The sequence below is a fragment of the Pseudomonas sp. RP-B7 genome (assembly GCF_059803535.1).
In genome coordinates this window covers 83,732-104,386 of sequence record NZ_JAPFHC010000014.1, presented here as the reverse complement: position 1 = coordinate 104,386, position 20,655 = coordinate 83,732, and the positions used below count along the sequence as shown (strand labels likewise).

The following is a 20,655-nucleotide window of genomic DNA, read 5'->3' as shown; positions in this document are numbered from 1 at the left end:
CATCGCTTTTTGCTTAACAGCTTGATTTGACAGCCTTCTGTACTCTGCGGGCCATGGCGTGATCCCTGCATTCCTTCCCCTACACACAGGGCTGCACAGCCGAGGGGAACGCATGACCCCGACACAACGCAAGAAACTCGTAGTCGCCCACTCCACCCGAGAGGGGGCTGCGCAGCATGAGGTCGACACCAACCACGCGCTGGCGCGCTGGCTGGCGCAGATTCTCGGCCTCAAGTTCGGCGGCAGTTACGACGCGCAGCAGCATGCCGGCCGGGAACTCTACGTGCTGCCCACCCAGACCCTGGTCGGCGCCGCGCAAGCGCGAGCGCTTCGAGTCAGAGGCCCGCAAGACCTGTGGGGCGGTTATGTCGATCACGACTTCATCTGCACCAAGGCGATCAGCCACGGCCTGTTCAACCCGCAGGCCAAGGCCCCGGAAGGCTGGTCATCCCTGTTCGCTGAGCGCGTACGAAAAGTCGTGTTGGATGGCGTGAGCGTCTTCGCGTTGGAGGACGCCAGGCCCGCCGCCGCGCACCTGCTCAAGTGTGGGCCGATCCGCCTGAAGCCCGTGCATGCTTGCGCCGGACGAGGCCAGGAAGTTATCCACAACCTGGATGAATTCGAGGCAGTGCTGGCGCGTCCCGGCGCTGCGGCACTGATTGATGAAGGCCTGGTGCTGGAGCAGGATTTGCAGGACGTGATGACCCACAGTGTCGGTCAGAGCTTTATCGGCGATCACGTATTCAGCTACTGCGGCGAGCAATACCTGACCCAGGACGGGCAGGGTGAAGATGTCTACGGCGGCTCCGACCTGCTGGTGGTGCCGGGCGACTATGAAGACTTGCTCAAGCTCCCATTGCCTGGGGATGTACGCCTGGCTATCGAGCAAGCCCGGGTTTTCGATAACGCCGCCGACGAGGCCTATCCAGGCTTCTACGCGTCCCGGCGCAATTACGACATTGCCCAGGGCCTGGACGGCAACGGCCAGCGCCGCAGTGGTGTGCTCGAACAATCCTGGCGCATGGGCGGCGCCAGCAGTGCCGAAGTGGCGGCGCTGCAAAGCTTTATCAACCACCCCGGCCTGCGCGCCATTCGTGTGTCTTCGGTGGAGACCTACGTGGACCGGGCGCTGCCGGCGGATGCGATCGAGGTGTATCGGGGCCCGGCGCAAAACAGTGACTTTCTTCTCAAGTATGTGACGGTCAAATCCTATGACGGCTAGAAGCGAAAGCATTGCAATCGACATTGACGACGAGCAAATGAGCGGCACCTTCCTGAGCCCGAAATCCAAGGTGCCAGGGGTGCTGTTCGTGCACGGCTGGGGCGGTAGCCAGGAGCGTGACCTCGAGCGCGCCAAGGGCATCGCCGGGCTGGGCTGCGTGTGTCTCACCTTCGACCTGCGCGGTCACGCCGACACAGGCATTGCGCTGTCACGCGTGACGCGTGAAGACAACCTGCGCGATCTACTGGCGGCTTACGACCGGTTGCTCGCCCACCCGGCCATCGACACCTCGGCGGTGGCGGTGGTGGGCACCAGCTACGGCGGTTACCTGGCCGCCATCCTCACTTCCTTGCGCCCGGTACGCTGGCTGGCGCTGCGGGTGCCAGCACTGTACCGCGACCAGCAATGGCTCAAACCCAAGCGTGACCTGGATAAGGTCGACCTGATGGACTACCGCAGCACCCTGGTACACGCCGAGACCAATCGAGCCTTGCATGCCTGTGCGCAATTTACCGGCGATGTGCTGATCGTCGAATCCGAGACGGACGACCACGTGCCCCATGCCACCATCATGAGCTACCTCGCGGCGTGCCAGCAGACTCACTCGTTGACCCACCGCATCATCGATGGTGCCGACCATTCGTTGAGCGATCCTGTGTCACAGCAGGCCTACACCTCGATCCTGGTGGACTGGATTACCGAGATGGTGGTGGGGGAGCGCTTGAGCATCATCCAGTCCCGATAAGCGGGGTGTCATTGACACCGCCTTCGCGGGCAAGCCCGCTCCCACAGGGGAGTGCATTCCAGCAGGGAAAATGCATTCCAGCAGGGAAAGTGCATTCCAGCAGGGAGAATGCATTCCAACTGTGGGAGCGGGCTTGCCCGCGAAGGCAATAGATCAATCAACAGTGATTCAAGCCGGTGCCTTCTTCACCCGCAACGCCTTGGCCTTGGCCTCCACCGCGAGGTACATCACCAATGCAATCAACAGCGGCACAATAAAATAAATCGCCCGGTAGGCAATCAACCCCGCCAATAAACTGCCCCGCGACGCCTCATGCTGCAACAGCGCGATAAACACCGCCTCCAGCACGCCCAAACCCGCAGGAACATGGGTGAGCACACCGGCAATCGCGCTGATCAGCAATACCCCCAACACCAGTGGATAATCGAGCTTGGCCGGCAGCAGGGTGAAGATCACCGCCGCCATCAGCGACCAGTTCAACGCGCCCAAGGCCAGTTGCAGGCATGCCATGCGCACCGACGGCAGATTGATCTCCATGCCCCGGATCGCCCACGCGCGCTTTTTGCAAAACTGGCACGCTGCCAGATACCCCAGGCTCGCCAGCACCAACACCAGGCCAATGCCCTGCAACGCGCCAGTGCTGACTTTCCAGCCCGGCGGCATGCGCACCAGGCCGCTGCTGAACACCACCCCGGCCAGCGCCATGTAGCCAAACCAATTGGTTGCCAGGCTCAGGCCGAGGATCTTGGCGATATTGCCGTTGCTCACCCCCAGCCGCGAATACAATCGATAGCGCATGGCAATGCCGCCGACCCATGCGCTGAGGTTGAGGTTGAACGCATAACTGATGATCCCCACCGGCAGAATCTGTTTCCAGCCCAGGTTCTGGCGGATGTAAGTGCGGCCGATCAGATCGAAGCTGGCGTACACCAGAAAACTGCACAGCGTCAGCGCGCCCGCGATCAACAAGGTGCGCAGCTTGAAATCGCCCAGGGTCTGCAGCACTTCACTCCAATCGATGCGTCGGGCGAGGAGGGTGAACAGCACAATCAGCGCCAGGAAGAACAACACGGTCAGTGGTTTCTTCCAGTTGGCAAAGCGCGAAGCACTGGCTTCAGAGGTCATGGGCCTGGCTCTCGATGGGTTTCAACCGCGGCTTGTGCGCCGGCAACCAACCCGTCAGCGCGGGGAAGTGACGCATCACATGAAACACCAGGAACCCCACGGTCAACCGCCATAGCCATAAACGCGGCTTGCGGTTTTCCGGCATGGTCTGACAGTGGTCTTTCGCTAGGGTTTGCAGGCGCTCGTACAGCTGTTGGTTGAACCGGCGGTCATGAATCAACACGTTGGCCTCCAGGTTCAGCGACAGGCTCAGCGGGTCGAGGTTGCTTGAGCCCACGGTGCTCCACTCTTCATCCACCAGCGCGACTTTGCCGTGCAATGGGCGCTGGCAATATTCGTGGATCACCACGCCGTCCTTGAGCAAGTAGTCGTAGAGCATGCGCGCCGCCAGCTTGGCCAGCAGCACATCGGGCTGGCCCTGCATGATCAGTTGCACCTGTACGCCCCGGCGCGCCGCATTGCGGATTGCGCGCAGCAGGCGGTAGCCGGGGAAGAAGTACGCGTTGGCGATCACCACACGTGTCTGCGCCTTGCCCAGGGCATGGATATAGGCTTCTTCGATGTCATCGCGGTGTTGCAGGTTGTCACGGTAAATCAGGCGCACCAGCCCCTCGCCTTGATCACCGGGCCACGCTGACGGTGGTTGCTGGCGCCGCCGCCAGCCGCGCCGCATACGCACCTGGCGACCGCTCTGCGCCAGGGCGAAGTGATGCAAGTCCGCCACCGCCGGGCCCATCACCTGCACGGCGTAATCCTGCTTGGCCTCAGGGCCGAAATCCCCCAGGTGATCCGCCGAAAAATTGATCCCGCCGATAAACGCCACGTTGGCGTCCACGACCACAATCTTGCGGTGCAAGCGGCGAAACCAATTGGTGCGAATGCCCAGGGTCTTGGACGCGGGGTCGAACATCTGCACCGTCACTCCGGCGTCGGCCAGTTCGCCAAGAAACGCCGGCCGCAACTCACCGCAACCAAAACCGTCCAGGCTGACCACCACCTTCACCCCACGTCGGGCCGCCTCAATAAGCACGCCTTGCAGCTCAAGGCCTACCTTGTCTTCGAACAGGATAAAGGTCTCCAGCAGGATCTCCCGCTGCGCCTGGCGCAATACCTCGAACACCTTGGGGAAGTACGCTTCGCCGTTTTCCAGCAACTCAACCTGGTTACCGCTCTGCCAGCCGTAATCCAGGTCACGGGCCTTGGTTTGATCCGGCGGCTGGTCGGTGGCGATGTGTTCGACGGCAATGTTCATAGCTCGATCTCCACCGACAGCGGCACATGGTCAGACAAATGCGACCAGGGCCGCGTGGTCAACACCTGGGGGTTGTGTACCTTGAGGTTGCGCACGTAGATGCGGTCCAGAGGCAGCAACGGCAGCCGCGCCGGGAACGTGCGCGCCGGCTTGCCATGGGCCTGCACGAATACTTCGGTGAGGCCGCTCTGGCTCAAGTCGGCCTTCTGCCGCCAGTCGTTGAAATCGCCAGCAACCACCAGCGGCGCCTCGGCGGGAATCTCGCGAATGCGCTGCTCCAGCAGGCGCAACTGTTGCTGGCGATGGACCTCGCGCAGGCCCAGGTGGATGCAGATCGCGTGCACCTCATGGCCGCTGCCCGGCAGGCGCAGCACACAATGCAGGAGGCCGCGGTTTTCATGGCCGCTCTGGGAAATGTCGAGGTTGTCATAGCGCACGATCTGGAATTTCGACAGCAGCGCATTGCCGTGATCGCCGTGGGGATAGACGGCGTTGCGTCCGTAGGCGAACTGCGGCCAGATGCTGTCGGCGAGGAATTCGTACTGTGGCATGTTGGGCCAGTCGCTGTAGCGCTGCGGGTGGCGTTCGTGGGTGCCATGGATTTCCTGCAGGAACACCATGTCCGCGCCCACGGCACGCACCGCTTCGCGCAGCTCGGGCAGGATGAATCGCCGGTTCAGGGCGGTAAAACCCTTGTGGATATTGACCGTCAGCACCGTGAACCGAGTGATGGCGACGTTGGGCGTGATGGGCATCCAGTCGGGGATCGCAGCCATGGTTGCTCCTGAAAAAGAGTGGGGGGCTTACCCTCGTTTAAGGCTGACTCTAAGGGGCCGCGGAAAGTTTCCAGCGTCCTACGGATGGCATAAACATGGCCGCGCGGGGGAACGATCAAGCCTCAATCCCGTCAGTTCCTTACAGACCCATCTGCAAGGAGTCCGGTGTTTTGCTGAATTTCAAGACTGCATTCCTGCTCGCCGCGCTGCTGTTGTGCGCCAGCGGCGCCCTGTACGCCGCGGATTCCGCGCCCGAAGCCCAAGCGCCGGCCAAGCCTGAGTTGTTGGTGGAAGGCGGGTTGTTGGGGGCCATCAGTTCCAGCATCGACGATGTGCAACAGCAGCTCGACCTCAACCAGGGCCTCATCGACGCCTGGCGCCTGCGCGCCGATCGCGCGGCGGATGAAGTAGGGCGGTTGGTCGATCAGACGTCCGAGCGTTCGCCATGGAGCGTGGCCGGGGACTTCGTCGTGTTGTCCGGGGTGTGGGTCGGTGCGTTTGCCTTGCTGACGTTGCTCGGGCGTTTGATTGTGCAGCGCTTGGGGCGACGCGCATGGTTTGAGCCGCGCGAGCGCCTGCAGGCGCTGCTCGGGTACGTGGTGCCCTATACGATTCCCGCACTGATTTGTCTGCCGCTGACCCTCTATGTCAGCCACTTTTTACCGACTTCCGTAGGACGTGCGCTGGCGCTGTGTTTTGCCTACGCCACCAGCAGCGGGATCTTTTCCACATCGATGCTGCTCTGCGTGATCGTCATGTTCAATCTCGGCCACAAGCGTTCGGCGGTGCGGATTATTCGCAATTATTGTCCCAAGCCGCTGTTCCTGATCGGCTTCCTGGCTGCCCTCAGTGATGCGCTGACCAGCCCGCAAATCGCTCGCCAACTCGGTGGCAATATCACCAGCAGCGTCGCGGTATTTACCGGCCTGTTTGCCGCCGTGATCTTTGGCGTACTGGTCGTGCGCCTGCGCCGCCCGGTGGCCCATCTGATTCGCAATCGGCCGCTGGCCCAGCGCCTGAAACATCCGGCGTTGCAACAATCCCTGCGGGTGTTTTCCGGGCTGTGGTACTGGCCGATCCTGTTGATGGTGCTGGTCTCGGCGATCAACCTGATTGGCGCCGGCGACGACAATCAAAAAGCCCTGCGCTGCGCCTTGTTCACCACGATCCTGCTGATCGGCACCGTGTTCCTCAGTACCGTGCTGCAACATCTGTTCAAGTCGCGCAGCCAGGTGGCGATCCAGCGCAGCAGTGCCTACAAGGAGCGTTTTCTCAGCCTGCTGCACGCAATCCTGCGCATTGCCATGGCGATCGGCTTTATCGAGATCCTCGGGCGCATCTGGGGTGTCTCGTTGTTCGAGTTCGCCGAGCGCAATTCCATCGGCCGGGCGATCAGCGACTCACTCAGCAGCATCGGCCTGATCCTGTTGATGACCTGGCTGTTCTGGGTGGTGCTCGACACCGCGATCCAGGAAGCCTTGAAACCGCCGGTGAACAAACGCTCCAGCCGCCAGCCGAGCACTCGGGTGAAAACCATCCTGCCGCTGGTGCGCAATGCGGTGAAGATCATCCTGGTGGTGATCTGCGCGATCACCACCATGGCCAATCTGGGGATCAACGTTGCGCCGCTGCTGGCGGGTGCCGGAGTGGTCGGCCTGGCGATTGGTTTTGGTTCGCAGCAACTGGTGCAGGATGTGATCACCGGGCTGTTCATCATCATCGAAGACACGCTGTCCATCGGCGACTGGGTGGTGCTCGACTCGGGCCACGCCGGTACGGTCGAGGGCTTGACCATTCGCACGTTGCGCCTGCGTGACGGCAAGGGGTTTGTGCATTCGGTGCCGTTCGGGCAGATCAAGGCGGTCACCAACCAGTCGCGGCAATTTGCCTATGCGTTCTTCTCGGTGCAGTTCACCTACGACACCGATGTGGACAAGGCCGTAGAGTTGATCCGCGAGGCGGGGCAGTCGATTCGCGACGATGTGTTCCTCAAGTACAACCTGCAAGGGCCGCTGGAGGTGTTTGGCGTCGACAAGATGGACCTCAATGGCGTGGTGCTCACGGCGCAGTTCCGCACGGTGTCGGGCGGGCAATACGCGGTGAGCCGTGCGTTCAACCAGCGCTTGAAAAAGCTTGTGGATAACTGTGCCGAGGTGCAGTTCGCGCAGACTTATCCACAGCAGGTCCTGGTGCCCGCACGAGCAACCCTTGAGCATGACCCGGCCGTGGCCGGCACGAAAACAGTTAATCCGTGACGGTTGCGCTACAAACCCGCAAAATGCAACGATTCTGACCAATACTTAAATAGCCATCGTTCCAAACTGACCGGGCCTGCTCAATCTATGCGAATGCGCCTTATGTTGTTGGGCGGCGGGAATGCCCTCGGGCAGGCGCTGATTCGCCTCGGTGCAGAGGAAGACATCGGTTTCCTCGCCCCCAAACCGCCCCAAGACGGCTGGGATGCCGCGAGCCTTACCCAATTGCTCGACGACACCCGTCCCGATGCGTTGATCAACCTCGCCTACTATTTCGACTGGTTCCAGGCCGAAGCCGTCAGCGAAACCCGTCTGGCCGCCCAGGAGTTCGCCATCGAACGCCTGGCCGAACTGTGCCAGCACCACACCATCACCTTGCTGCAACCCTCCAGCTACCGGGTGTTCGATGGCTCCCGCGCCACCGCCTACAGCGAAAAAGACGAGCCGGTGCCCCTGGGCCTGCGCGGCCAGGCGTTGTGGCGTATCGAACAGAGCGTGCGCGCCACCTGCCCGCAACATGTGTTGCTACGGTTTGGCTGGCTGCTGGATGACAGTGTCGACGGCTCCCTCGGGCGCTTCCTGGCCCGTGCCGAGAAACCGGACGAATTGCTGATGGCGGACGACCGTCGCGGCAATCCGACGCCCGTGGACGATGCGGCGCGGGTGATCATTTCGGTGCTCAAGCAGCTCGATTGCGCGGCGCCGTTGTGGGGCACTTATCACTACGCGGGCCAAGAGGCGACCACACCGTTGGCGCTGGGCCAGGCGATCCTCACCGAAGCGCGCAATTACCACCCATTGGCCATCGAGTCACCCACCGCCCAGGCCCATGCGGCCCGGCCGGATGCGGGTGACGAACCGCAGCATGCGGTGCTGGCCTGCAAGAAAATCCTGCACACCTTTGGTATCAAGCCACGGGCCTGGCGGGCGGGGTTGCCGGCGTTGCTGGATCGTTACTACCGTCACAGCTGACACAGCCCAAACGCAAATGTGGGAGCTGACCGCTGTGGGAGCCGGGCTTGCCCGCGATGCAGACACCTCGGTGTATCAGTGATACCGAGGTGTTGCTATCGCAGGCAAGCCAGCTCCCACAGAGGCCAGCTCCCACATGGGTTATGCGGTGCCGCTTAGAACTTGTAGCCGATACCCACCATGTAGACCATCGGGTCCACGTCCACATTGACCTTGGCACGAGTGCCAGGTGCCACGGCATTGTTTTCCACGGTGGCCTTGGTGCTGATGTCGATGTAGCGCGCCTGGGCGTTGATCATCCACTTGTCGTTGATCATGTAGTCCGCACCGATCTGTGCGGCCCAGCCCCAGGAGTTTTCAGCCTTGAAGTTGCTGAAACCGGCGCCTTGAGCGCGGCTGCCGACGTGCTCGTCGTAGATCCAGGTGTAGTTGATACCGGCGCCCACGTACGGTTGGAAGGCAGACTTGTTGTCCAGCGGGTAGTACACGACGCTCAGGGTCGGCGGCAGGTGTTTCAGGGTGCCGAGCTTGCCGTTGGCGGCGCCGAGGGCGGTGTTCTTGATCTTCACGTCATGTTCGAACGGCGTGGCGGCCAGCAGTTCGATACCGACGTGGTTGGTCAGCATGTAGGCGAAGTTCAGGCCCAGTTGGGTGTCGCTGCTCATGGTCGCCTTGCCGCCCAGGTTGGCGCCTGCCAGTGGGCCCTGGTCAACCTTTACGGTGCCGCTGTCGGCCTTCGGGTTGACGGTAATGGCACCGGCGCGAACCAGGATGTCGCCCGCTTCGTGAGCGTGGGCAACAGGGGCGACGAGGGCGAGCGCGAAGAGGGACGCGCCGAGCAGTGACTTGTTCATGGGAGCTCCAAGGGACGTTTAAAAGTTGTAGGTCCAATGGTAAAGATCGTTCCGTGCGGTCTTTTGATTCAGCTCAATGAAAGGGTGATCAGCGTTATTACTGCAGTTCGTACATGTAAATCTTCTCGGCCTCCATCTGGTAACCGGCGTCGGCCAGCTCGCTGGTGGACGGCTTGACCTGCATCGCGCCCTCGATCCAATACGGCTGGTATAGCTCATCGAGTTTCACGCCGACTTCACTTTTGACATGCACGATCTGGTTCGACGGCGGCGGTGGCACATGGATGCATGCGCCGAAATACGGCACCAGCAAGAACTCGGTGGTGCGGCCTTCTTCGCTGACTTCCAGCGGCACGATATAGCCCGGCAGGCGGATGTGCTGGCCGTCGAGGGCCTGTACCACGGGGGCGTTGGGCAGGTCCTGCTTGGCGGCCGGCGCCGCTTCGACCGATAAGGTATCGGCCATGTTCGACAGGTCGTGCAGCGGTTTCATGTTCGGTACTTCCGGCGGCGCATCCGGCGGAATCATCTCCTGCCACGACAAATCCTTGGGCTGCCCGGCAGCCCAGGCAGGCACGCTCATCAGCAGCAACAGCGCAAACAGGGCACGACGCATCGAAGCCTTCCTCATAAACGAATGGACAGGCCGTCGGCCAGGGATTGTCGATAGGCACGCCACGCGGGCACGCCTCCCATCAACAGCGCGGCGGCCAGGATACCGGCGAGCAACGTCCATTCATATTCGCTTGGCCACGCCATCGGCAAGTCCAGGCCGTAGTTGGCCTGCAAATACCCACGCGAGGCGGCGATGCACACGTACAGCAAGCCAATGCCCGCGACCACGCCGGACAGCGCCAGGGCGAAGGCCTCGAAGATCAGCAGTGTCGCGATGTGCCACGGACGTGCGCCCACCGAGCGCAAGATCGCCATTTCGCGGCGGCGCTCGTTGAGGCTGGTGAGGATCGCCGTGAGCATGCCGATCAAACCGGTCAGCACCACGAACAGCGAGATCACGAACAGCGCTTTTTCGGCGGTGCTCATCATGCTCCACAACTCTTGCAGCGCCACGCCCGGCAAGATCGCCAGCATCGGCTCGCCACGGAATTCATTGATCTCCCGTTGCAGGGCGAACGTGGAAATCTTGTTGTTCAGGCCCAGCATGAACGCAGTGATGGCCTGGGGGGTGAGGTCCATGTTGCGCGCCTGATCCGCGCTGATACGGCCTTTGCCCTGGGCCGGCACGCCGTTGTGCCAGTCGATGTGGATCGCCTCCATGCCGCCCAGGCTGATGTGCAACGTGCGGTCTACCGGGGTGCCGGTGCGTTTGAGGATGCCGACCACGGTGAAGGGTTTGTCGTCGTGCTTGACCAGGCTGACCACCGCCACGCCATGGGCCAGCACCAGCTTGTCGCCGAGCTTGTAGTGCAACGCCTCGGCGACTTCGGCGCCGAGCACCACTTCGAACGGGTCGCTGGCGAAGGCGCGGCCGCTGGCCAGTTCGAGGTGTTGCTTGCGGCCGTACTGATAGTGCTCGAAGTAGGATTCGTTGGTGCCCATCACTCGGTAGCCACGATGAGAGTCGCCGAGGGAAATCGGGATCGCCCATTTCACCTGGGGGTTGGCGGCGAAGTGCTCGTAGCTGTCCCAGCGGATGTTGTTGGTGGCATTGCCGATGCGGAACACCGAGTACAGCAGCAGGTTCACCGAGCCGGAGCGGGCGCCGACGATCAGGTCGGTGCCGCTGATGGTGCTGGCGAAACTGTTGCGCGCCTCGACGCGCACACGCTCTACCACCAGCAGCAGGCACACCGAGAGGGCGATGGCGAAGGCCGTGAGGATCGCGGTAAAGCGGCGGTTAGCCAGGCTGGCCATGGCTAGACGGAACAGATACATCTCAAACCTCTGCGGGCGTGGCGGCGCGATTGAGTTCGGCCAGCGACAGGTGGCGGTCGAACAGCGCAGCCAGGCTTTGATCGTGGCTCACAAATAGCAGGCTGGCGCCGGCTTCGCGGCATTCGGCGAACAACAGCTGAAGGAAAGCCTCGCGGGCGTCGTAGTCCAGGGCCGAGGTGGGCTCGTCGGCGATCACCAGTTCCGGTTGGCCGATCAATGCTCGGGCGGCGGCGACGCGTTGTTGTTGGCCGATGGACAGTGAATCGGCGCGGCGTTCCAGCAGGGTTTTATCCTTCAAACCGAGGTGCGCGAGCAAGGTCGCGGCGGCTTGATCGACACTGCCGTGGCGCTGCCTGGCCCGTTGCGCACGCAGCTTGGAAAAGTGGCAGGGCAACTCGACATTCTCGCGCACCGACAGGAACGGCAGCAGGTTGAACTGCTGGAAGATATAGCCGGTGTGGTCGACGCGGAAGCGGTCGCGGGCGCCGGCCGAAAGCTCGGTCAGCTCCTGGCCGAGCAGGCGGATGCTGCCCTGGCTGGGCGTTTGCACACCGCCGAGCAGGCCCAGCAGCGTGGTTTTGCCGCTGCCGCTAGGGCCCTTGAGGAACAGGCTTTCACCCGCGTCCAGGCGGAACGCGGGGATGTCGAGCAACTGCGGGTGACCGGGCCAGTTGAAGCCCAGGTCGGACAGTTCGATCAGTGCTTGGGTCATGTGAACTCAGAACTTCAGAGTGGCGGCTGTGGCCGTCGCGTCAACACCTTGCTGGCCGCTCGGGCCGATCAGTTGTACCTGAATTTTCTGGGTGGCGGGGAAGGTCTTGAACACCTGGGTCAGGTCGAGGTTGCTCAGGGCCGTCGGCGTGGCGCAGGTGAATTGGTAGTGGGCGTGGATTTCGCTGTGGTCGTGATGATGCTCGCCGTCTTTGGCGTCGTGATCGTGGTCATCATCGTCGTCGTGATCGGCTTCGGGCTTGTCGCCGAACAGTGGGCTGTTGAGTTCCTGGGAGCTGGCCACGCAACCGGCGGCCTTGGGCAGGTTGAACAGGGCCAGCGGGTTCTCCAACTGTTTGCGCACGGCCGCGACCTTGGCTTTGTCGGCGGCGCTGGTGGCTGGGTGTTCGAAACCCACCAGGTTCATTGCCGGGCTGTCCAGTTCCAACTCCAGGGTCTGGCCGTCTAGCACTGCGTTGAGGCGGCCGACGCCATGTTCGTGAGCGCCGAGGCTGCCGTGCTCGTGGTCGTGCTCTTCATGGGCATGGGCAACCGCCAGTGGCAGCAGGGCAAACGGCAAAGCAAGCAACAGACGGCGCATGGGGCGGCTCCAGAGATGAAAGTTTTGTTATGTGATCTTATAACAATAGGGCTGAGAGTTTGACCGCCCGCTTGGCGTTGCGCAAGCCGCATGGGAGCATGCCCGTCAGAAAAAATGCAGGAGTACGGATGATGTTGAGAATTCGTGGAACCGTCGGCGACCTGCCGGTGGACTTGACCCTGGAGCTGGACGACGGCGATTGGGCACGCTTGGGCGCCCAGTTGCAGGCTGCCCCCGCGCCAAGTGCGCCGGCTGCAGTGCCAGTCAAGCAGGATGAAGATCTATGGCAGAAGGCCCAGGATGTATTGCGCAGCGCCGGGCAACTCAGCGGTCTGGAGTTGCTCGATCAATTGGAAGGCCTGGCCGGCGACGCCTCGGCGGGCAAGCGCCTGTTGGTGCGCCTGCGCCATAACGCCAAGGTGAAAGTCGCCAGCGGCGGGGATACGCCGCTGTACAGCTGGATCGGTGATTAGTACAACGCAGCGAACAGCTTGCGGCGGTACACCGTGACCAGCGGGTGATCATTGCCCAGCAGTTCGAACACCTGCAGCAAGGTCTTGTGCGGCAAGCCTTCGCTGTAGCTGCGGTTGCGGATAAACAACTTGAGTAAACCTTCCAGCGCCGCGTCGTACTGCTGGCGCGCCAGTTGCTGGATGCTCAGTTGGTAGGCCGCTTCGTCATCCTGCGGGTTTTGCGCCAGGCGGCTTTTCAGGTCGGCGGCGTCCGGCAGGTCGGCGGCCTGGCGCAGGAAGGTGATCTGCGCCTTGGCGCCGGCGAGGGCGGCCTTGTGCTCGTCGCTTTTGACCGCGTCGAGCACGGTTTGGGCTTCGCCCAGCTCACCGCGCTCGGCCAGGCAGCGTGCATACAGGATCAGCGCGGCGGCGTTGGTGTTGTCCTCGCCCAGCAGCGTCACCAGCACGGCCTCGGCATCGTTGATGCGGCCTTCGGCAAACAACGCCTGGGCCTGCTCCAACGGATCGGCTGCCGCCGGTGGTGGCATCTGCACATGCGGCTCCAGCATTGCCCGCACTGCCGACTCCGGCTGCGCCCCGGCAAACCCATCGACCGGCTGGCCATCCTTGAACAGCACCACCGTCGGCAGGCTGCGAATGCCAAAGCGCGCAACGATGTCCTGTTCGGCCTCGCAATCGACCTTGGCCAGCAGCAGCTCGCCCTGGTAACTCTCGGCAATCTGCGCCAACAACGGCATCAACGCCTTGCACGGCGCACACCACTCGGCCCAGAAGTCCACCAGCACGGGCTTGTGGAAGGAGTTCTCGATCACTGCCTGGTCGAATGTGGCGGTGGTGACATCGAAGATATACGGCGTGGGCTCACTCATGGGGCGTCTCGAATAAAGCGGGAATGGGGGGAACTATAAGGGCTGGCGCAGTTGGCTGAAAGCACGGCGGGTTCAAGATCGCTATCGCGGGCAAGCCCGCTCCCACAGGGGAATGCATTTCAACAGGACGCGGCAGTGCGAATCTGGGAGCGGGCTTGCCGGCGATGGCCTCAAGGCCGCCGCGAGTGGTACAGGCTCACCTTGCGAAACTCCCAAGGCTCGGCCAGGTCCGGCAGCGTCAACGCGTCCAGGACCTCCAGTCTTTGATAATCCGCATGTTGAAAGTCGCGCACCCGCGAATCGGCCACCAGTGCCTCACGGCCGCGGGTCAGGAAGTGATCGAGCAGCGGCAGGTTGGCGCGGTCGTAAAGCACGTCGGCCACGAGGATCAGGTCGAAGCGGTCGGTTTCGGCAAAGAAGTCCTGTGAATACCCCAGTTCCACACCGTTGAGTTCGGCATTCGCCCGGCAAGACGCCAGCGCCAGCGGATCAAGATCGCACGCCACCACTTCCAGGGCTCCGGCCTTGACCGCCGCAATCCCGGCTACACCGGAGCCGGCGCCAAAATCGAGCACGCGCTTGCCGGCAACCCACTCGGGATGCGCCGCCAGATACCGCGCCAGCGCCAGGCCGCTGGCCCAGCAGAAGCTCCAGTAGGGCGGTTCATGCAGGATGCGCCGGGTTTCTTCGGGGCTGAAGGCGCGGTCCATGTTGTCTGCATCCAGCAGCCATAACGACAACTCGGTGCCCGGCAGCGGGCAGGGCATCAGTTGGGCGTCGCCGATCAGCTCGCTCAGTGCCGCTTGCAGGGCCAGCGGTGGCGTCATGGTGCCTTGACAAGTTGCAGGGGGCCGGTGGTCTGGGTGATCGCCTGGGTGATGCGCACGGCGGGCAGGTGCAGGATCAACTGGCCGGACTGGCTGGCGCGGCCGCGCAATTCAACGCGGGCGCCGGCCGGGAAGGCCTGGGGGTTGAAACGCAGGCGGAAGGCCAGGGGCTTGCCATTGCCGGTGAGCACGCTGCTGGCGAGCAACTGTTGTGGGCGCGAGCGATCGTCGATCACCAGCAGGGCCATCTCGACTTCGGCGCCGGCCGGCACGTTGGTCAGGCTGCCGTTGATTTCACGCTGATAGGCCGGTAGCGGACCGAGGTCTTCAAGGCCAGGGACTTTTTTCTCTTGCGCAGGCTGAGGGGCGGGCGCGGAAGGTTTGGGGGCTTCGCTGCTGCAGGCGACCAGGAAACTGAACACGGTAAGTAATACAAGTGGTCGTAACTGCATGTACGGCTCCAGAAAGGGCAAAATCCGTGGCTTAAAAAATATGAAACATAATAGTCAGCCTATATACCGTAAAGGCTATGGCTTGTCTTGCCACGGGGATGCGCTACCATGGCCCTCCCTTTTTTTGTTGCCTGCCACCATGCACTGTCCCTTCTGCGGTGCCAACGACACCAAGGTCATTGACTCACGTCTGGTCGCCGAGGGCGATCAAGTGCGTCGCCGGCGCGAATGCCTGGCCTGTGGTGAACGTTTCACCACCTTCGAAACCGCCGAACTGGTATTGCCGCGCCTGATCAAGTCCGACGGCAGCCGCCAGCCTTTCGACGAAGAAAAACTGCGCGCCGGTATGCAGCGCGCTCTGGAAAAACGCCCGGTGAGTGTCGAGCGGCTGGAGGCGGCGCTGGTGCATATCAAGCACAAGCTGCGTGCGACCGGCGAGCGCGAGGTCAAGAGCCTGGTGGTTGGAGAATTGGTGATGGGCGAGCTGCAAAAGCTCGACGAAGTCGCCTATATCCGTTTCGCCTCGGTCTATCGACGCTTCCAGGACCTCAATGAGTTCCGCGAAGAGATCGACCGCCTGGCCCGGGAGCCTGCCAAACAATGAACCCACCGTCTGCCGAACAAGCTGTCCTGGACGCCCACTACATGGCCCGCGCCCTCGAATTGGCGCGCAAAGGCTTGTACACCACCCATCCCAACCCTCGGGTCGGCTGCGTGATCGTGCGCGATGGGCAGATTGTCGGTGAAGGTTGGCATGAGCGCACCGGCGAGCCCCACGCCGAGCCCAACGCCCTGCGCGCCGCCGGTGACAAGGCCCGGGGCGCCACGGTGTACGTGACCCTCGAACCGTGCAGCCACCACGGGCGTACACCGCCGTGCGCCGATGCCTTGGTCACGGCCGGTGTCGCGCGCGTCGTGGCCGGCATGCAGGACCCGAACCCCGAAGTGGCCGGGCGCGGCATGCAGCGTCTGGCGCAAGCCGGGATCGAGGTCTTTAGTGGCGTGCTGGAAGCCCAGGCCCGCGCATTGAATCCGGGGTTCCTCAAACGCATGGAACACGGCCTGCCCTTCGTGCGGGTCAAGCTGGCAATGAGCCTGGACGGTCGCACCGCCATGGCCAGTGGCGAAAGCCAATGGATCACCGGTCCGGCTGCCCGCGCCGCCGTGCAGCGCCTGCGTGCCGAGGCCAGTGTGGTGCTGACCGGCGCCGACACGGTGCTCGCCGACGGCGCCCGCCTGACCGTGCGCGCTGCCGAACTGGGCCTGGACGAAGCCACCACGGCCCTGGCCATGTCGCGCCCGCCGTTACGTGTACTGATTGACGGCCGCCTGCGCGTGCCGCTCAACGCACCGTTCTTCAAGGCCGGGCCGGCGCTGGTCATCACCTGCGTGACCCCGGAGAACCAGTTCCCACGTGGCCCCGAATGCCTGGTGGTGCCGGGTGTCGATGGCCAGGTCGACCTGCGTTCGGCGCTGGTGGCGCTGGCCGCCCGTGGCGTCAACGAAGTGTTGGTCGAGGCAGGCCCGAGCCTGGCGGGGGCATTTGCCCAGCAAGGCCTGGTGGATGAGTACGTGATATTCATCGCCGGCAAGTTCCTCGGTTCCGCTGCACGGCCGTTGCTGGACTGGCCGCTTGAGAAACTGGCCGACGCCCCCCAACTCAAGATCACTGAAATGCGCGCTGTAGGCGACGACTGGCGAGTCACTGCCATCCCGCTTCCACCCGCGAGCGTATAATTCTGACCGGGCGCTCAAGTGCCCGCACCGTTTTCCAGGAGAAGGCCATGTTCACCGGCATCATCGAATCCATCGGCAGCATCCGCGCCATGACCCCAAAAGGCGGCGATGTGCGCCTGTCGGTTGAAACCGGCAAGCTCGACCTCGGCGACGTCAAGCTGGGTGACAGCATCGCGATCAACGGCGTGTGCCTGACCGTCATCGAGTTGCCGGGCAACGGCTTTGCCGCCGACGTCAGCCGGGAAACCCTGGATTGCACCGCGATGAACGACCTCAAGGCTGGCAGCCCGGTGAACCTGGAAAAAGCCCTGACCCCGACCACTCGCCTCGGCGGTCACCTGGTCAGCGGCCACGTCGACGGCGTCGGCGAAGTGGTAGCCCGCAGCGAAAACGCGCGTGCCGTGGAATTCCGCATCCGTGCGCCCAAAGAGCTGGCCAAGTACATCGCGCACAAAGGCTCGATCACCGTCGATGGCACCAGCCTGACCGTGAACGCCGTGAACGGCGCCGAATTCGAACTGACCATCATTCCCCACACCCTCAGCGAAACCATCATGGCGTCCTACCAGCCAGGGCGCCGGGTGAACCTGGAAGTCGACTTGCTTGCCCGTTACCTGGAGCGCCTGCTACTGGGCGATAAGGCCGCAGAGCCAACCGGAAGTAACATCACCGAAAGTTTTCTGGCCGCTAACGGCTACCTGAAATCCTGACCAAGGGGGTGCCACGTGGCGCTCAATAGCATCGAAGAACTGGTTGAAGACATCCGCCAAGGCAAGATGGTCATCCTCATGGATGACGAAGACCGCGAGAACGAAGGCGACATCATCATGGCCGCCGAGGCCTGCAAGCCCGAGCACATCAACTTCATGGCCAAGCACGCCCGTGGGCTGATCTGCATGCCCATGAGCCGCGAGCGCTGCGAATTGCTCAAGCTGCCGTTGATGGCGCCGCGCAACGGCTCCGGGTTTGGCACCAAGTTCACCGTGTCCATCGAAGCGACGACGGGCGTCACCACCGGTATCTCCGCTGCCGACCGCGCTCGCACCGTGCAAGCGGCCGCCGCGAAGGACGCCAAGGCCGAAGACATCGTCAGCCCCGGCCACATCTTCCCGTTGATGGCCCAACCGGGTGGCACCCTGGCCCGCGCCGGCCACACCGAAGCCGCCTGCGACCTGGCGCGCATGGCCGGTTTCGAGCCCAGCGGCGTGATCTGCGAAGTGATGAATGACGACGGCACCATGGCCCGTCGCACCGAACTCGAGGCGTTTGCCGCCGAACACGACATCAAGATCGGCACCATCGCCGACCTGATTCACTACCGGATGATCCACGAACGTACCGTTCAGCGGATTGCCGAGCAGCCACTGGACAGCGAACTGGGCCAATTCAATTTGGTGACCTACCGTGATTCAGTGGAAGGCGACGTGCACATGGCCCTGACCCTGGGCACCGTGTGCGCCGAAGAGCCGACCCTGGTGCGCGTGCACAACATGGACCCACTGCGCGATCTGCTGATGGTCAAGCAGCCGGGCCGCTGGAGCCTGCGCGCCGCGATGGCTGCGGTTTCCGAGGCCGGCAGCGGTGTGGTGCTGTTGCTCGGTCACCCGCTGGATGGCGATGTGCTGCTGGCGCATATCCGTGAAACGGCCGACCACGCGCCGGTGAAAAAGCCGACCACCTACAGCATTGTCGGTGCCGGTTCGCAGATCCTGCGTGATCTGGGCGTGCGCAAAATGCGCCTGATGAGCGCACCGATGAAATTTAATGCCATATCCGGTTTCGACCTGGAAGTTGTAGAATACGTGCCCTCCGAATAAAGGCCGGCGATTTCTGCCCCTTGTTCGCGGTTAAATCATCACTAAGGGACGCACTTTTCGCGTCCCCGCTCTTTAAGAGATTTGTCGAATGACCCTGAAGACCATCGAAGGTACCTTCATCGCCCCCAAAGGCCGCTACGCCCTGGTGGTTGGCCGCTTCAACAGCTTCGTGGTTGAAAGCCTGGTAAGCGGTGCCGTGGACGCCCTGGTTCGCCACGGTGTGAGCGAGAGCGACATCACGATCATCCGTGCGCCTGGCGCCTTCGAAATTCCGCTGGTTGCGCAAAAAGTTGCTCAACAGGGCGAATACGCGGCGATCATCGCCCTGGGCGCGGTCATTCGAGGCGGCACTCCGCACTTCGAATACGTGGCTGGCGAATGCACCAAGGGCCTGGCCCAGGTGTCCATGGAGTTCGGCGTGCCGGTTGCGTTCGGCGTTCTGACCGTTGATTCCATCGAGCAAGCCATCGAGCGTTCCGGCACCAAGGCCGGCAACAAAGGTGCTGAAGCTGCCCTGTCCGCCCTGGAAATGGTCAGCCTGCTGTCGCAGTTGGAGGCCAAGTGATTTCCGACGAGAGCGATCGTTTCAACCCACGCGACGAGCGTCCAGCCGATGCCGGCAAGCCATCGAAGAACGAGAAGCGTCGCGCTGCTCGTCAGTTGGCGACCCAGGCGCTGTACCAACGTCACCTGGCCGGTGCTTCGCTGAACGAAATCGAAGCGCAGTTTCGCGTCGACAACGATTTCACCTTCGCCGACCTGCCGTATTTCCACGACATCCTGCACGGCGTGCATGCGCACCTGACCGAGATCGACACGGCCCTGGCACCTTGCCTGGACCTGACCATCGACGAACTGGACCCGGTTGAACTGTGCGTGATGCGCCTGTCCGCTTGGGAACTGCTCTATCGCGTCGACGTGCCGTACCGCGTAGTGATCAACGAAGGCATCGAACTGGCGAAAGTCTACGGTTCGACCGACGGTCACAAGTTCGTCAATGGCGTGCTCGACAAGCTGGCCCCGCGCCTGCGCGAAGCCGAAGTGAAGGCGTACAAGCGCTAACCTGCGCTTGAATTCTTGATGGGCGAGTTTGAGCTGATCCGTAAATACTTCGCCGCCGCGCCCTGTGCGCAGGGCGGCGAAGGCATTGCCCTGGGGATCGGCGATGACTGCGCCTTGCTGGCGCTCCCCGCTGGGGAGCAGTTGGCAATCTCCACCGATACCTTGGTGGCTGGGGTGCATTTTTCCGACCCTTGCGACCCGTTCCTGCTCGGCCAGCGCTCGTTGGCCGTGGCGGTAAGCGACCTGGCTGCCATGGGCGCCCATCCCCTCGCATTTACCCTTGCCCTGACCACGCCGACCGTGGATGCCGATTGGCTGCAACGCTATGCCCAAGGTTTGAACGCCATGGCGCAGAGTTGTGGTGTGGGCCTGGTGGGCGGTGATACCACACGTGGCCCGCTGAGCCTGACCCTGACCGTGTTCGGTCGTGTGCCGGCCGGGCAGGCGTTGACCCGCAGCGGTGCGCAGCCGGGCGACCTGCTGTGCGTGGGCGGTGAGCTGGGCAACGCCGCCGGTGCCTTGCCGTTGGTCCTGGGGCAGCGCAGCGCCGACGCAGCCATCACCGAACCGTTGCTGGCCCATTACTGGTCGCCACAACCGCAACTGGCCCTGGGGCTGGCGCTGCGGGGCAAGGCTACGTCTGCGATGGACATCTCCGACGGTCTGCTGGCTGATTGCGGGCATATCGCCAAGGCTTCGGCCGTCAGCCTGTTGATCGAGCGCGAGCGATTGCCGCTGTCAAAGGCGTTGCTGGCGTTTGTCGGCGATGACGAAGCGCGTGTGGCCGCGTTGAGTGGCGGCGATGATTATGTGCTGGCGTTCACCCTGCCACCTGCCGAACTGGCGCCGTTGCTGGCCAGCGGTTGGCCGGTGCGGGTGATTGGCCGGGTCGAGGTGGGGCAGGGCGTGACGCTGCTGGACGCCAACGGGCGGGACATCACCCCGGCCGTGCGCGGTTATCAGCACTTTCGCGATGCGCCGTAAGTCGGCGCGCTGCGCTACCCTCTATCCG

23 protein-coding genes are annotated in these 20,655 nt (G+C 62.9%); 12 read left to right on the top strand and 11 right to left on the bottom strand.

Annotated elements, in window-relative coordinates; translation table 11 throughout:
* The first annotated feature begins 112 nt into the window (after positions 1 to 112).
* A complete protein-coding gene (locus OPU96_RS15165) occupies positions 113 to 1,222 on the top strand; it encodes a DUF3182 family protein (protein WP_226455844.1) in 1,110 nt (369 codons plus the stop codon).
* The gene (locus tag OPU96_RS15160; protein WP_498559298.1) at positions 1,212 to 1,967 is read left to right on the top strand and encodes an alpha/beta hydrolase family protein; all 756 of its coding nucleotides are present in this window, start codon (positions 1,212 to 1,214) and stop codon (positions 1,965 to 1,967) included. Before OPU96_RS15165 ends, OPU96_RS15160 begins: the two co-directional genes overlap by 11 nt.
* A 168-nt stretch (positions 1,968 to 2,135) precedes the next feature.
* Here the strand turns inward: OPU96_RS15160 and OPU96_RS15155 are convergent, their stop codons facing one another.
* From OPU96_RS15155 to OPU96_RS15145, 3 genes are read right to left on the bottom strand one after another with little or no spacing between them, the layout of a single operon-like run.
* Positions 2,136 to 3,092 (bottom strand): lysylphosphatidylglycerol synthase domain-containing protein, encoded by a 957-nt coding sequence (locus tag OPU96_RS15155; protein ID WP_192299092.1) that lies wholly within the window; start codon positions 3,090 to 3,092, stop codon positions 2,136 to 2,138.
* Positions 3,082 to 4,344, bottom strand: coding sequence for a cardiolipin synthase ClsB (gene clsB / locus OPU96_RS15150; protein ID WP_226455841.1), 1,263 nt, complete (start codon positions 4,342 to 4,344; stop codon positions 3,082 to 3,084). The genes OPU96_RS15155 and clsB overlap by 11 nt, the downstream gene beginning before the upstream one ends.
* Positions 4,341 to 5,120, bottom strand: coding sequence for an endonuclease/exonuclease/phosphatase family protein (locus OPU96_RS15145; protein ID WP_192299090.1), 780 nt, complete (start codon positions 5,118 to 5,120; stop codon positions 4,341 to 4,343). Before OPU96_RS15145 ends, clsB begins: the two co-directional genes overlap by 4 nt.
* Before the next feature lie 170 nt (positions 5,121 to 5,290).
* Between OPU96_RS15145 and OPU96_RS15140 the strand changes: the two genes are divergently transcribed.
* Complete coding sequence (locus tag OPU96_RS15140; RefSeq protein ID WP_498559297.1) at positions 5,291 to 7,375, top strand: mechanosensitive ion channel family protein; 2,085 nt, start codon at positions 5,291 to 5,293, stop codon at positions 7,373 to 7,375.
* An 87-nt stretch (positions 7,376 to 7,462) separates the two neighbouring features.
* Positions 7,463 to 8,347 carry a sugar nucleotide-binding protein gene (locus OPU96_RS15135; protein ID WP_226455838.1) on the top strand — a complete coding sequence of 295 codons (885 nt, stop codon included), beginning with the start codon at positions 7,463 to 7,465 and terminating at the stop codon, positions 8,345 to 8,347.
* A 155-nt stretch (positions 8,348 to 8,502) separates the two neighbouring features.
* On the opposite strand, the gene OPU96_RS15130 is transcribed toward OPU96_RS15135, so the two are convergent.
* From OPU96_RS15130 to OPU96_RS15110, 5 genes are all read right to left on the bottom strand, one after another.
* Positions 8,503 to 9,201: an OmpW/AlkL family protein gene (locus tag OPU96_RS15130; RefSeq protein ID WP_192299087.1), complete on the bottom strand. Its 699-nt coding sequence runs from the start codon at positions 9,199 to 9,201 to the stop codon at positions 8,503 to 8,505.
* Positions 9,202 to 9,298: 97 nt separating this feature from the next.
* Entirely contained in the window at positions 9,299 to 9,817 is a 519-nt protein-coding gene (locus tag OPU96_RS15125; RefSeq protein WP_192299086.1) for a DUF3299 domain-containing protein, read from the bottom strand.
* Between the two features lie 11 nt (positions 9,818 to 9,828).
* A complete protein-coding gene (locus OPU96_RS15120; RefSeq protein ID WP_498559296.1) occupies positions 9,829 to 11,094 on the bottom strand; it encodes an ABC transporter permease in 1,266 nt (421 codons plus the stop codon).
* 1 nt (position 11,095) lies between these two features.
* Entirely contained in the window at positions 11,096 to 11,806 is a 711-nt protein-coding gene (locus tag OPU96_RS15115; RefSeq protein WP_192299084.1) for an ABC transporter ATP-binding protein, read from the bottom strand.
* Positions 11,807 to 11,812: 6 nt separating this feature from the next.
* On the bottom strand, positions 11,813 to 12,406 hold the full coding sequence (locus OPU96_RS15110) for a DUF2796 domain-containing protein (RefSeq protein ID WP_226455835.1): 594 nt from the start codon (positions 12,404 to 12,406) through the stop codon (positions 11,813 to 11,815).
* Positions 12,407 to 12,537: 131 nt separating this feature from the next.
* On the opposite strand from OPU96_RS15110, the gene OPU96_RS15105 reads away from it, so the two are divergent.
* On the top strand, positions 12,538 to 12,879 hold the full coding sequence (locus tag OPU96_RS15105) for a hypothetical protein (protein WP_192299082.1): 342 nt from the start codon (positions 12,538 to 12,540) through the stop codon (positions 12,877 to 12,879).
* On the opposite strand, the gene trxA is transcribed toward OPU96_RS15105, so the two are convergent.
* The 3 genes from trxA to OPU96_RS15090 form a co-directional block, all read right to left on the bottom strand.
* Positions 12,876 to 13,748 carry a thioredoxin gene (trxA, locus tag OPU96_RS15100; protein WP_192299081.1) on the bottom strand — a complete coding sequence of 291 codons (873 nt, stop codon included), beginning with the start codon at positions 13,746 to 13,748 and terminating at the stop codon, positions 12,876 to 12,878. The two genes, OPU96_RS15105 and trxA, sit on opposite strands and share 4 nt — an antisense overlap.
* 170 nt (positions 13,749 to 13,918) lie before the next feature.
* Complete coding sequence (locus OPU96_RS15095; RefSeq protein ID WP_305391604.1) at positions 13,919 to 14,575, bottom strand: class I SAM-dependent methyltransferase; 657 nt, start codon at positions 14,573 to 14,575, stop codon at positions 13,919 to 13,921.
* Complete coding sequence (locus OPU96_RS15090) at positions 14,572 to 15,027, bottom strand: YbaY family lipoprotein (protein ID WP_192299079.1); 456 nt, start codon at positions 15,025 to 15,027, stop codon at positions 14,572 to 14,574. The genes OPU96_RS15095 and OPU96_RS15090 overlap by 4 nt, the downstream gene beginning before the upstream one ends.
* Before the next feature lie 139 nt (positions 15,028 to 15,166).
* Here OPU96_RS15090 and nrdR point away from each other — a divergent pair, with 139 nt between their 5' ends.
* The 7 genes from nrdR to thiL all read left to right on the top strand — a co-directional run bounded on the left by nrdR (position 15,167) and on the right by thiL (position 20,627).
* On the top strand, positions 15,167 to 15,631 hold the full coding sequence (nrdR, locus tag OPU96_RS15085) for a transcriptional regulator NrdR (protein WP_185708644.1): 465 nt from the start codon (positions 15,167 to 15,169) through the stop codon (positions 15,629 to 15,631).
* Positions 15,628 to 16,764, top strand: coding sequence for a bifunctional diaminohydroxyphosphoribosylaminopyrimidine deaminase/5-amino-6-(5-phosphoribosylamino)uracil reductase RibD (gene ribD, locus OPU96_RS15080; RefSeq protein WP_192299077.1), 1,137 nt, complete (start codon positions 15,628 to 15,630; stop codon positions 16,762 to 16,764). The genes nrdR and ribD overlap by 4 nt, the downstream gene beginning before the upstream one ends.
* Positions 16,765 to 16,811: 47 nt before the next feature.
* Entirely contained in the window at positions 16,812 to 17,474 is a 663-nt protein-coding gene (locus OPU96_RS15075) for a riboflavin synthase (RefSeq protein ID WP_017736638.1), read from the top strand.
* Positions 17,475 to 17,489: 15 nt separating this feature from the next.
* A complete protein-coding gene (gene ribBA, locus OPU96_RS15070; protein ID WP_192299076.1) occupies positions 17,490 to 18,581 on the top strand; it encodes a bifunctional 3,4-dihydroxy-2-butanone-4-phosphate synthase/GTP cyclohydrolase II in 1,092 nt (363 codons plus the stop codon).
* 88 nt (positions 18,582 to 18,669) lie between these two features.
* On the top strand, positions 18,670 to 19,146 hold the full coding sequence (ribH, locus tag OPU96_RS15065) for a 6,7-dimethyl-8-ribityllumazine synthase (protein WP_003176356.1): 477 nt from the start codon (positions 18,670 to 18,672) through the stop codon (positions 19,144 to 19,146).
* Positions 19,143 to 19,643, top strand: coding sequence for a transcription antitermination factor NusB (gene nusB, locus OPU96_RS15060; protein ID WP_226455833.1), 501 nt, complete (start codon positions 19,143 to 19,145; stop codon positions 19,641 to 19,643). Before ribH ends, nusB begins: the two co-directional genes overlap by 4 nt.
* An 18-nt stretch (positions 19,644 to 19,661) precedes the next feature.
* Positions 19,662 to 20,627 carry a thiamine-phosphate kinase gene (gene thiL / locus OPU96_RS15055; protein ID WP_498559295.1) on the top strand — a complete coding sequence of 322 codons (966 nt, stop codon included), beginning with the start codon at positions 19,662 to 19,664 and terminating at the stop codon, positions 20,625 to 20,627.
* Positions 20,628 to 20,655 lie beyond the last annotated feature (28 nt).

What these genes read in the sequence shown, in the direction of transcription:
- OPU96_RS15165 (WP_226455844.1), top strand. Translation starts at nt 113, where the DNA reads ATGACCCCGACACAACGCAAGAAACTCGTAGTCGCCCACTCCACCCGA.
- OPU96_RS15160 (WP_498559298.1), top strand. Translation starts at nt 1,212, where the DNA reads ATGACGGCTAGAAGCGAAAGCATTGCAATCGACATTGACGACGAGCAA.
- OPU96_RS15155 (WP_192299092.1), bottom strand. Translation starts at nt 3,092, where the DNA reads ATGACCTCTGAAGCCAGTGCTTCGCGCTTTGCCAACTGGAAGAAACCA.
- clsB (WP_226455841.1), bottom strand. Translation starts at nt 4,344, where the DNA reads ATGAACATTGCCGTCGAACACATCGCCACCGACCAGCCGCCGGATCAA.
- OPU96_RS15145 (WP_192299090.1), bottom strand. Translation starts at nt 5,120, where the DNA reads ATGGCTGCGATCCCCGACTGGATGCCCATCACGCCCAACGTCGCCATC.
- OPU96_RS15135 (WP_226455838.1), top strand. Translation starts at nt 7,463, where the DNA reads ATGCGAATGCGCCTTATGTTGTTGGGCGGCGGGAATGCCCTCGGGCAG.
- OPU96_RS15130 (WP_192299087.1), bottom strand. Translation starts at nt 9,201, where the DNA reads ATGAACAAGTCACTGCTCGGCGCGTCCCTCTTCGCGCTCGCCCTCGTC.
- OPU96_RS15125 (WP_192299086.1), bottom strand. Translation starts at nt 9,817, where the DNA reads ATGCGTCGTGCCCTGTTTGCGCTGTTGCTGCTGATGAGCGTGCCTGCC.
- OPU96_RS15120 (WP_498559296.1), bottom strand. Translation starts at nt 11,094, where the DNA reads ATGTATCTGTTCCGTCTAGCCATGGCCAGCCTGGCTAACCGCCGCTTT.
- OPU96_RS15115 (WP_192299084.1), bottom strand. Translation starts at nt 11,806, where the DNA reads ATGACCCAAGCACTGATCGAACTGTCCGACCTGGGCTTCAACTGGCCC.
- OPU96_RS15110 (WP_226455835.1), bottom strand. Translation starts at nt 12,406, where the DNA reads ATGCGCCGTCTGTTGCTTGCTTTGCCGTTTGCCCTGCTGCCACTGGCG.
- OPU96_RS15105 (WP_192299082.1), top strand. Translation starts at nt 12,538, where the DNA reads ATGTTGAGAATTCGTGGAACCGTCGGCGACCTGCCGGTGGACTTGACC.
- trxA (WP_192299081.1), bottom strand. Translation starts at nt 13,748, where the DNA reads ATGAGTGAGCCCACGCCGTATATCTTCGATGTCACCACCGCCACATTC.
- OPU96_RS15095 (WP_305391604.1), bottom strand. Translation starts at nt 14,575, where the DNA reads ATGACGCCACCGCTGGCCCTGCAAGCGGCACTGAGCGAGCTGATCGGC.
- OPU96_RS15090 (WP_192299079.1), bottom strand. Translation starts at nt 15,027, where the DNA reads ATGCAGTTACGACCACTTGTATTACTTACCGTGTTCAGTTTCCTGGTC.
- nrdR (WP_185708644.1), top strand. Translation starts at nt 15,167, where the DNA reads ATGCACTGTCCCTTCTGCGGTGCCAACGACACCAAGGTCATTGACTCA.
- ribD (WP_192299077.1), top strand. Translation starts at nt 15,628, where the DNA reads ATGAACCCACCGTCTGCCGAACAAGCTGTCCTGGACGCCCACTACATG.
- OPU96_RS15075 (WP_017736638.1), top strand. Translation starts at nt 16,812, where the DNA reads ATGTTCACCGGCATCATCGAATCCATCGGCAGCATCCGCGCCATGACC.
- ribH (WP_003176356.1), top strand. Translation starts at nt 18,670, where the DNA reads ATGACCCTGAAGACCATCGAAGGTACCTTCATCGCCCCCAAAGGCCGC.
- thiL (WP_498559295.1), top strand. Translation starts at nt 19,662, where the DNA reads ATGGGCGAGTTTGAGCTGATCCGTAAATACTTCGCCGCCGCGCCCTGT.